We start from the raw sequence: 10,128 nt of genomic DNA on the forward strand, positions 1-10,128 counted from the left end.
TACGCTCAATCTCAATTATCTGCCGCCGTACGTCACTGCGTTCCTACGGCGCTCCGGGGTCGCAGCAACCACGTCTCCGGACACGACGCCTCCACCCCAAACCACGCCCGCGGGTTCCCGATAGGTAGTGGCAGTGATTACCACTCCGACCCCACACGCCTCCGCTCACCGGTCCGACCGACGCTGTCGGCGGCCACTACTGCCGCAATCCACGGAGCGGTTCACAAAGCCGCAACCCCACCTCCACTTTGCCTGCACAAACCCTGCAGCGCAGTGTTGACACCCCAACCGTGGTGCCGTATTATCATTCCGTTGGTGTTGGGTGAGCATGGACTCACCTAGCGAAGTGCTGGGTTGGCGACGTAAAGGAGGTGCGGGTATGCGGTGGTTAGAAACGGATTGGCAAAGTCGGCGCGCCCGGACCATACTGTTGGTGGTGGCCATCGTACTGGTGCTGATTCTCGGTATTCGTTACTGGGACGAGCTCACAGACCTTTGGCGCTCTGCGCGGCATTACAAGGTATGGCTGCTAGCCATGCGCTCACTTGGGCCCATCGACCTCTTCATCTTTGCCTTGCTCCTCGTCATCGTGAACAACATCCCCGGTGTACCCATCGCCGTGCTCGCGTTCTTCGCCGGCGTGTGTTTCGGCCACTGGCGGGGGTTCCTCGTCGACGCCGTGGGGATGAGCTGCGGTAACATGCTGCAATACTACCTCTTCGGCCGGGTGCAAAGGCGTCGACAACCGCCCGATACCTGGCTGTACCGGCTACTGACTAGCGCCCGCTGGCCCGAGTTGGGGCTGGCCGTGGGCTACGCGGTGCCCATGATTCCGACGATGCTCGTTAACGTGGCAGCCAACGAGGTGGTTATTTCGCGGCGGCGCTACGTCGCGTCTTGTATTGTTGGTTCCAGCGCCATCGCGTTCGTCTACGCCTTTGGTGGTGATCTGGTTACAAGCGGGCAGTGGCCCGTAATCGTGACCGTACTCGTGGTTGCCATTATTGCGGCGGCCTTCGCCTGGGCAATCACCCGCGTTCGCCGACGTGACAGTAGTAATTCTAGATAGAATATGTGTAATTGCCGTCCTGATTTTCTGAGGGATGGCTTTTTTGACTAATTTTTATTTCCGACTTGACCGCCAATTAATTTCGTTGTATTCTCTTTTACGTCAGGTGAGTGAGTGATTACTCACCGAAAGAATTTGAGGAGGCAATGGCATGGCAGACGTGATTACATTGCAAGGATTAACAAAGCGGTTTGGGCAGCAAACCGTGCTCAACGGTGTTGACCTGGACCTACAATCAGGCGAAATTTTGGGGCTCATTGGCCCCTCTGGTGCGGGTAAGTCAACGGTCATCAAGACGACTTTGGGTATGGAATTCGCCGATAGCGGTAGCGCCAAAGTATACGGCGCGGAGATGCCTAACCGCGTCCTGCTCGGGCAAATCGGTTACATGGCCCAGTCCGACGCCTTGTACACCACACTGACTGGCCGTGAGAACCTCGAGTTCTTCGCGGTGATGAAGGGGCTACCCAAGGATACGCTTGGCGCTGAGATCGACCGGGTGGCGCAGGTGGTAGACCTTACCGGTGACCTCGGCAAGCGCGTCTCGGGCTACTCCGGTGGGATGATGCGGCGCCTGTCCTTAGCAATTGCCTTACTGCATTCACCCCGGCTACTCGTTCTCGACGAGCCCACCGTCGGGATTGACCCGGCTCTGCGCATCCGCATTTGGGAAGAGCTGCGGCGGGCCGTCCAGGCGGGCAGTAGCGTCCTCATCACGACGCACGTGATGGATGAGGCGGAGAAGTGTGACCGCGTGGCGTTGCTGCTGGGTGGCAAAGTCATGGCGTTTGACGCCCCGGCCAAACTTGAGGCGGACTACAACGTGGACACGATCGAGGAAGTATTTTTGAAGGCGGAAGGTGAACTCTAATGCGGCGAATAATTGAGTTAATGAAGCGAATTGCCAAGGAACTGGTGCGGGATCCCCGAACCCTTGCACTTGTCTTTGTGGCGCCAGTGCTGGTGATGTGGTTGATGAGTGTCGTGTTCTCCGTCAATTCCACGACGCACGTCGATGTGGCCACGGTCGGGGTGCAAAGTAGCCTCCGCACGCAGCTTAATGACGTCAAGCACGTTAGCACGCACCGGTACGCCACCACGCATTCCGCCAAGGCGGCACTAAAGTCTGGCAAAGTGGACGCCATCGTTAAGGAACGCGATAATCGCTTTGACATCACCTACGCCAATACGGATTCCACCAAAACGAGCGTAACCAAGATGGCCTTCCAGAGCAGCATGACCAGCACGACGCTCAAACAACTCAGTGAGCAGGTCACCAAGCTGGCAATGGCCAACGCGACTTTGCAGGCGAAGATGCAGGCCCAGGCCGCTGCCCAGCAGGGTGCAGCCGGGAGTACGTCGGCGAGTGCTACACCGACCAAGAAGACGGCTACCAAAGCGGTCAAGGTGCACAACCACTACGTGTACGGTGACAGCAACACCAACTACTTTGACAAAATCATGCCCATCATGATGGCGTTCTTCGTCTTTCTGTTCGTCTTCCTGGTGTCCGGTATGGCCCTCCTCAAGGAACGGTCCACGGGCACACTTGACCGGGTGCTGGCCACCCCTGTGCGGCGGAGCGAGATTGTGCTTGGCTACCTGGGAACGTACGGAATTCTGGCGCTCCTGCAAACAATCGTGATTGTGATTACGACCGTCTGGTTGTTGAACGTCGAGATTGTGGGCAGCCTCGTCAACGTAGTGCTGGTGAACGTGTTAGTCTCGTTCGTGGCGTTGGCCGCCGGCATCTTCCTATCCACGTTGGCAGCATCCGAATTTCAAATGATGCAGTTTATTCCCATCGTGATAGTGCCGCAGATTTTTCTGTCGGGTCTGATCCCACTGGATTCCCTACCAAAGTGGCTGGACTACGTGAGCTACATTTTCCCGTTGCGTTACGCGGCGGACGCGCAAAATGCTATCATCTTTAACGGGGATGGTTTGGGCAGCATCTGGCTCGACCTGGTCATCCTGGTAATTTTCGTGGTGGTGCTGGCCGCACTGAACGTGGTGGGCCTCAAACGTTACCGTAAAGTTTAATTATATATGTGGTAATTACAAACCGGCCGGCGGGGAATGTTGGTCGGTTTGTGGTGATGAGAAGGTAGAGAGATAGGAGTAATGGCAATGGAAGAGTCGACGGATAACGTCTTTGTTGATTACCGGGCGTGGTTAGGTGAACAAACGATGCCACCGGGCAAGCGCAAAGCCTTACTGGCGGGCCTGGAAGTGTTTGCCGCCAACGGGTACGACGGGGCGAGCACGCAGCAGATAGCGGATGCTGCCGGCATTAGTCAGGCAACCATCTTTAAGTACTTCAAAACAAAGCGGGAGTTGCTGCTGGCAATTCTCGAGCCGATTGTGAACAATATGTTTGGGCTGTACCAGGCGAGCTTTATCGCGGGTATTCCTGCAGGCGATGACCTGCAAGCAATCGTAAATTATATTGTGACCGACCGGCTGCACTTTTTGCAGGTGAACGCTGACGCCGTCATTATTTTGTTGACGCAGGTGCTAACAAAAGCCGACTTGCGGCAGCAGGGTCTCAGCAAACTAATGAACCCCAACCAGGATAACGGTGCGGCGATACGGGGCGTGCAGATTATGCAGCACCTGCAGGCGACGGGCAAGGTTCGTCCCGAGATGACAGCCGCCGATATTGTCAGGACGATTATCGGTCAGTTAGGTGTGTACTTCTTACAGCGCTACCTTGTCAGCCCCGACGTACCAGTGGACACGATGCGGGATATAAACGTGCTGGAGACAACTATTTACAATGGTCTAGCTGTGCATCCAGAATCTGCAGGTCTGGATGCATAAAGTCGGTGCGAGTGAGTAACTGGTCACTTTATTTACTGGCGGTGCCCTCACTCACCGTTGATGGTGTTAAAATTACCTTACAGATTGACCGAAATGAATACCAGCGGTGGGACGAAGGTCGCACCGCTGGTTGCAGTTTGTGGCCGTCTTGTGTTATACCGCTGTATAGTTCAACCGTGTGGTTCTGGACCGCACAACTTGGCGCAAGCCAAGATTCCGTACGCTGTGGCATCACGGCGCACCACTTTTAGATGAGGTGACATTGAGATGAGTGAACAAGTTCAGCGTGACGCCAAGAAGACGCCGCAGGACTACGCGAAGGAACCAGTTGCGTCGGTCTATAACGACTTTGGTACTAGCGCTGCGGGCCTAACCAGTGACGAGGCTGCTAAGCGGCTTCGTCAGTATGGTCCCAACGAGATACAGAAGAGCAAAAAGCAATCTCAGCTAAAAGCCTTCCTGAAAAACTTTACTAGCCTGATGGCCTGGCTACTCTGGGTGGGCGGTATTATCGCCGTAGTAGCTGGCATGATGGAGCTAGGGATTGCCATTTGGGCAGTCAACATCATTAATGGTGTGTTCAGTTTCTGGCAGGAACACGCCGCGCAAAAGGCAACGGATTCGCTGATGAAAATGTTGCCGACGTACGTGAACGTGCATCGGGACGGTCAACTGACGCAGATTGAGACCACCGAGCTGGTGCCCGGCGACGTCTTTGATTTGCAGGCCGGCGACGCCGTTTCGGCGGACGCCATGCTGATTCAGGCTAGCTCCATGCAGGTTGACCAGTCGGCTTTGACTGGTGAGTCCGTGCCCGAAAGCAAGAGTGTGGACTACGACCCTGGTGAAGGCCAGTTCGCCGAGGCTAACCTGATCTATGAAGGCACCAACGTGGGCGCCGGGACCGGGACCGCGGTGGCGCTGGCCACGGGGATGACGACCGAGTTTGGTAAGATTGCCCAGTTGACCCAGCAACAGACGCACCAGGACAGCCCGCTAACGCTGGAGCTGAACCGGCTGACGCGGCAACTGTCAATCATCGCGATTGGTATTGGGATTCTCTTCTTTGTCCTGGCCATCTTTGTGGTTAAATATCCGGTGGCCAAGTCGTTCATCTTTGCGCTGGGGATGATCGTGGCGTTTATTCCTGAAGGACTGCTACCAACGGTAACGCTGTCGCTCGCGCAGGGTGTGCAGCGGATGGCGAAGAAACACGCGCTGGTCAAGGACTTGAACTCGGTGGAAACACTGGGGGAGACGACGGTGATTTGTTCCGATAAGACCGGGACGCTGACCCAAAACCAGATGACGGTTAACCATATTTGGCTGCCGTTCCGCGAATACGGCGTGAAGGGGACGGGCTACGTCGCCAACGGTAAGATTCTCCGCCGTGGGCACCACGTACACCTGGAAGACGAACCTGAACTCAAGACATTATTAGAGATTTCTGCAATTGACAACGATACCCGTGTTCAGCAGGGTAATGATCCCAAAGAAGCTCCCAAGTTGCTGGGGACGCCGACCGAGGCCGCGATGATTATCATGGCCGAAAAGGGTGGCGTTAATGCCGACGAGCTGAACAAGCAGATGCCGCGGGTCAAGGAACTGACCTTTGACTCCGTGCGGAAGCGCATGTCGACTTTGAACAAATTGCCCGATGGCGGTTTGCGCATTAACGTCAAGGGTTCGCTGGGTGATATGTTGTCCCAGTGCTCTGATGTGTTGGACAAAGGTGAAACGGTTCGGCCAATCACGGATGCCGATAAGAAGGCAGCCATAAAGGCGGAACAGGATTATGCCGAGTCCGGTTTGCGGACGTTGGCCGTGGCTTACCGGGACATCCCGGCGGATCAGGTACCGGCAAACCTTGACGACTTAACGGTTGATACGTGCGAGTCCAACCTGATTCTGGTCGGACAGGCCGCAATGGCAGACCCCGCCCGTCCGGAAATCTTCCAGGCGGTTAAGGAATGTCACGACGCGTCCATCCGTATCATCATGGTGACGGGGGACAGCCCGGTGGTTGCCCGTAACGTCGCTGCCCAGATTGGGATTGTGTCGAGCAACCAGGCCCGCGTCATTACGGGGACTGAGTTGGCGGACATGAGCAAAGACGATTTGAAGGCCGCGTTCAAGGAAGAATTAATCTTTGCGCGTGTGGCTCCAGAACAGAAGTATAAAATTGTGTCCACGTTGCAAGAGATGGGCGAGATTGTGGCCTCAACTGGTGATGGGGTCAACGATGCTCCAGCCCTGAAGAAAGCCAACATTGGTGTGGCCATGGGGGTTACGGGTACCGATGTTGCCAAAGACGCGGCGGATATGGTGCTCACCGATGATAACTTTGCGTCGATTGTGGCCGCGATTGAAGAAGGCCGCACCGTCTACAGCAATATTCAGAAGTTCCTGACCTACATTCTGAACTCCAACGTGGGTGAAGCGATTCCGTCCGTCCTGTTCCTGTTAAGCCGCGGGTTGATTCCGTTGCCGCTAACCGTTATGCAGATTCTGACCATTGACCTGGGAACGGATATGATCCCGGCTTTGGGGTTAGGTGCTGAGCGGGCAGAACCGGGCATTATGAAGGAACCGCCGCGTGCACAGACGTCGCACTTACTGACGAAGAACGTCCTATGGCGCGCGTTTGCTTGGTATGGGATGATTGGCGCCGTGGTTTCTGCAGGTGGTTACTTCTTTGTGAACTACCTGAACGGCTGGCCGAGCGTGGCGTTGGCAGCGGATGGCACCAAGGGCTACATCACGGCGACGACGATGACGCTGGCGTGCGTGATCTTCGTGCAGATGGCCAACGTTATGAACTGTCGGACGCGCAATGCGTCGGTCTTCAGCATTGGGCTGTGGAAGAACTTCAAGATTAACGTCGGGATTGTGGTTGAATTCCTGATTTTGATTGCGTTGATGCACGCACCGATTCTACAGGATGTGTTCCAGACTGGGCCGCTACACTGGCAAGAATGGGTCTTCCTAGTCTGCATCCCGTTGCCAGTCTTCTTCATTGAGGAATTACGTAAGAAGATTGTGCGCGGGCGGCAGCCGTCGACGCAGGTGGAATGATCGCCCCGCAATAAAGAAAAGAATAAGTGCTTCTACGCTGACGCAAAGTCGTGGCGCAGGGGCACTTTTTTGTCTGGAAGAATTGTAGTCGCACCGGAAACCGGCGGGGCTTGCCGGTTGGAGGTTTCGCCCTAGCAGCGGTCATTGTGGAGCAGTTCACCAAGCCGTAGCATCACCACCACTTCGCGGCCCCGGGCCCCAACCCGCCAACGTTATATTTTTGCCCACAAATGATGTGTCCTCAACGCCGGTAAGTAGTATAATGGGGTAGAACATCTATTCACATGCTAATCGATCCGGGTTTATATATGTATCCGGGACTAGCGGCCATGCCTACCGCGGCTTTGCTGCTGAATCGATAGGTTGGTGAATTAAGCAAGGGGGCGGGCACATGCAACTAGGTAGGGTGCGCTGGTATGATCCCGGTCTGGGTCGGGGTATCATTGATGCGGATGATGGCAAAGTTGTTTTTTTACCGTATCACGCCATTGATGGCACCGACATTGACCGTTTCCTTCTCGATGAGGACGAACGGATTGAATTTGATGCCGAAGAGGGCGAATTCGGCTTTGACGGCATTACCGGTCAGTATCGTGCGACACGCGTGCGGCCGCTTGAATAAATAGTTATGGGGTAGGGTGTATTGAAAAAGTCACAGCAATGGGCGATCATTGGCGCGGCCGCAGTGGTTGCCATCGTGGTCGTCATCGCGGGTATCATGTGGATTAACCACGCGACGGCGCCCGCCAGTTCGACCGCGACTGCCACAAAGTCTTCGCAGGTTCAAAAGGGCGCTGGTAAGCAGGCAACTGCTGCCGACAAACAGCGACTGCAAAAGGAACGTGCGGCTGACCCCGTCTTTGAGAAGTACGAACGTTACGGGCTGACCTATGCGGAGACGCAGTACGCGCGCAACATGCCGATTTCGATGGTCGGCGACTCACTTACCGTCGGCAGCGAGTACGGGTTCAAAGAAATCTTTCCCAAGATTAACCTGGACGCGCAGGTGGGTCGGCAGGCTACCGCTGGCCCAGCCATTTTGTCAGCATGGGCGGATCAAGGGCAACTGGCGCACACCGTGATTGTCGAACTGGGTACAAACGGCCGCATCACGGCCGATTTGGTCGCCCAGATTGAGCAGATTTGTGGTGCCAAACGCCGGATTTTCTGGGTTGGCGTGAATGCCGTTGGTCGTGAGTGGGAGAGTGACGACAACGCACTGATGCGCAAAATGGCCCGCAAGTATAGCAACCTGACCTTTGTGAACTGGTACGCTGAGTCCCAGTCACATGAGGATTGGTTCAACGATGACGCGGTGCACCCAAACGCAAAGGGGCAGAAATACTTCTTCACCTTTGTGGCTAAATCGGTCCTTAAGCCAACCGTCGCAGCGCAAAAGTAACAGTGACCGAACATAAAACAAGGCGCAAGGCTGCTACCATCATCAAGGGTGGTAACGACTTTGCGCCTATTTTGTTGGGACGATTAATTATGCCGTGCGGTGATTTTGTGTGGCCGTGCTGCCTGTATTGTCGCTTTGACAGTTGCGGATATCTTGCGCCAGCTCGACCCAGTCATGGGGCGTCGGCGTATTAGGCCAGATGACCTGCGTCATTTTGAGGTTGGGTGCTTTGAAGTCGGAAACGTAAATGTCGGTTTCTGGCCGGAGTGCGTGCTTAACGCGGATAACGTTTCCGCCAAAGGTGTTCATAACGGTCAGTACGTACTGGTTGAAGCGGGCGTCTTCGGAAAAATCAACGCAGATATTGACCGGTCGGGTGTTGGTGCCCGCCTGGCTTACATCAATGAGCGCGGTAACGTAACTGAAGTAGAGGTTAACCCGTGCGCTGTCGGTGAGAATGATTTCTGGGTGGCGCTCAATTTGTTCAATGAACGTATTGGCCAAGTTATTGAATACTGGGTACAGTTGCATGAAGAATTGTCGTAGCTCTTCGTTATCCCGTTGTGCGGCGGCAGGCATGAAGCTGGTCAGTTGACGATGGACTTGGGTGAGCCGGCGTGTTAACAGCTTGGTTGCCACGGGTGAGAGGCTGATAGCATCGTTCCGCCGCACCAGTTGCAGGAACTCGTTGGTGAGCAAGCCGGCTACTGGCAGGATGACATCCGTTGAGGTGTTGGTACAAGGAATGTATTTTTGGGCAATCAAAAAATTGCAGTAATAATTTAACTCTGCTTCGTTGACGTTCGCACCCAACTGACGCAGCTGGATACGGAGTTTGTCGAATGGAGCCATGGTTAAAGTGGGATAAATCTTGGACGTCATGATGCCCTGATTTTGTTGCCGCAACAGCCAAACGCCCGTAAAAATATTGAGCCGCGTTAGTTGAGTGGGCAGGAGTGGCCCATCGATAAACTGTTGCACGCAGTTCGTGATGGCCGCGGTCTGCTCCGCAATTTCCGGGAAGGGGTCGCAGACGCCGTGGTACTCGTCGTAATACAGTTGGAGGAGGTACAAACGAATGGCGGCCTCGTCGTAGTAATTACCGGCGTGACCCATGTTGTGCCCCCACCGTTGCCGTAAGGCCCGGGTGGCCCGGGCAAAGGTGCCGTGGACGATGTAGCGGCGTTCAATGAAGCTGGTAATCGTTTCGCGTTGATCATAGAAGTGGTAGTAATTGAACGCGTTAAAGGCCACCGACTGCTCGAGCAACTGAACCGTCATCCGCTTCAGTACGTTGCCATTCAGGCCGACTGCCTGCCAGGAACCATCGTCACGCTTTTCGATTTGGGCGTCACTCATGTTAGCGAGAATCATGTTCATATAATCCAGGTTGGTATTGACCTGGTAGGGTGTGAGGTGCATTTCCTCCGCCAGCGCTTTATGTAACAAGTTGTGGTGCCGGTTAGTATTAAGCCGTTCAAGTATTTCTAGACAAAGTCGATCATGTTTATCGAACAGGTATGCGTACGCAACCATACGCCCAACCCCCCTTGTAACTCCATTTGTATAATCATCATCGCTCTCCAAGCGAATAATTAATGTAATTTTAACGCAAAAATGTATAAGTGTCCAAATAAGTGGTTATTAACAGCGTTAATTTCCTAGTTGTTCTGAGGCCTGGGTTGGGGAAGTAATCCACGTTAGTGGTTGGCGGCAGCGTAGGTCGGGTCGCTGAGCTGCGGCTTTCGTGGGGTACTCC

General features: G+C 54.7%; 8 protein-coding genes. 7 read left to right on the top strand and 1 reads right to left on the bottom strand.

Annotated elements, in window-relative coordinates; genetic code table 11:
* The first annotated feature begins 379 nt into the window (after positions 1 to 379).
* From LPA02S_RS08925 to LPA02S_RS08955, 7 genes are all read left to right on the top strand, one after another.
* Entirely contained in the window at positions 380 to 1,069 is a 690-nt protein-coding gene (locus LPA02S_RS08925) for a TVP38/TMEM64 family protein (protein WP_054651080.1), read from the top strand.
* Positions 1,070 to 1,220: 151 nt separating this feature from the next.
* A complete protein-coding gene (locus tag LPA02S_RS08930) occupies positions 1,221 to 1,940 on the top strand; it encodes an ABC transporter ATP-binding protein (protein ID WP_054651078.1) in 720 nt (239 codons plus the stop codon).
* Entirely contained in the window at positions 1,940 to 3,112 is a 1,173-nt protein-coding gene (locus LPA02S_RS08935) for an ABC transporter permease (RefSeq protein WP_054651076.1), read from the top strand. The genes LPA02S_RS08930 and LPA02S_RS08935 overlap by 1 nt, the downstream gene beginning before the upstream one ends.
* An 81-nt stretch (positions 3,113 to 3,193) precedes the next feature.
* Positions 3,194 to 3,892 carry a TetR/AcrR family transcriptional regulator gene (locus LPA02S_RS08940; protein WP_082405462.1) on the top strand — a complete coding sequence of 233 codons (699 nt, stop codon included), beginning with the start codon at positions 3,194 to 3,196 and terminating at the stop codon, positions 3,890 to 3,892.
* A gap of 267 nt (positions 3,893 to 4,159) precedes the next feature.
* Positions 4,160 to 6,967, top strand: coding sequence for a cation-translocating P-type ATPase (locus LPA02S_RS08945; protein WP_056956117.1), 2,808 nt, complete (start codon positions 4,160 to 4,162; stop codon positions 6,965 to 6,967).
* 391 nt (positions 6,968 to 7,358) lie between these two features.
* The gene (locus LPA02S_RS08950; protein ID WP_056956116.1) at positions 7,359 to 7,589 is read left to right on the top strand and encodes a cold-shock protein; all 231 of its coding nucleotides are present in this window, start codon (positions 7,359 to 7,361) and stop codon (positions 7,587 to 7,589) included.
* A gap of 21 nt (positions 7,590 to 7,610) precedes the next feature.
* Positions 7,611 to 8,369 (top strand): SGNH/GDSL hydrolase family protein, encoded by a 759-nt coding sequence (locus LPA02S_RS08955; protein WP_054651070.1) that lies wholly within the window; start codon positions 7,611 to 7,613, stop codon positions 8,367 to 8,369.
* Positions 8,370 to 8,456: 87 nt separating this feature from the next.
* Here LPA02S_RS08955 and LPA02S_RS08960 read toward each other — a convergent pair whose 3' ends face one another.
* Positions 8,457 to 9,905 (bottom strand): hypothetical protein, encoded by a 1,449-nt coding sequence (locus LPA02S_RS08960; RefSeq protein ID WP_056956115.1) that lies wholly within the window; start codon positions 9,903 to 9,905, stop codon positions 8,457 to 8,459.
* Between the last annotated feature and the right edge of the window lie 223 nt (positions 9,906 to 10,128).

The sequence above is a fragment of the Lacticaseibacillus pantheris DSM 15945 = JCM 12539 = NBRC 106106 genome, assembly GCF_001591865.1.
Classification (GTDB): Bacteria; Bacillota; Bacilli; order Lactobacillales; family Lactobacillaceae; genus Lacticaseibacillus; species Lacticaseibacillus pantheris.

Bases quoted from the DNA above. Each gene is read 5' to 3' on its own strand.
- LPA02S_RS08925 (WP_054651080.1), top strand. From the start codon at position 380: ATGCGGTGGTTAGAAACGGATTGGCAAAGTCGGCGCGCCCGGACCATA.
- LPA02S_RS08930 (WP_054651078.1), top strand. From the start codon at position 1,221: ATGGCAGACGTGATTACATTGCAAGGATTAACAAAGCGGTTTGGGCAG.
- LPA02S_RS08935 (WP_054651076.1), top strand. From the start codon at position 1,940: ATGCGGCGAATAATTGAGTTAATGAAGCGAATTGCCAAGGAACTGGTG.
- LPA02S_RS08940 (WP_082405462.1), top strand. From the start codon at position 3,194: ATGGCAATGGAAGAGTCGACGGATAACGTCTTTGTTGATTACCGGGCG.
- LPA02S_RS08945 (WP_056956117.1), top strand. From the start codon at position 4,160: ATGAGTGAACAAGTTCAGCGTGACGCCAAGAAGACGCCGCAGGACTAC.
- LPA02S_RS08950 (WP_056956116.1), top strand. From the start codon at position 7,359: ATGCAACTAGGTAGGGTGCGCTGGTATGATCCCGGTCTGGGTCGGGGT.
- LPA02S_RS08960 (WP_056956115.1), bottom strand. From the start codon at position 9,905: ATGGTTGCGTACGCATACCTGTTCGATAAACATGATCGACTTTGTCTA.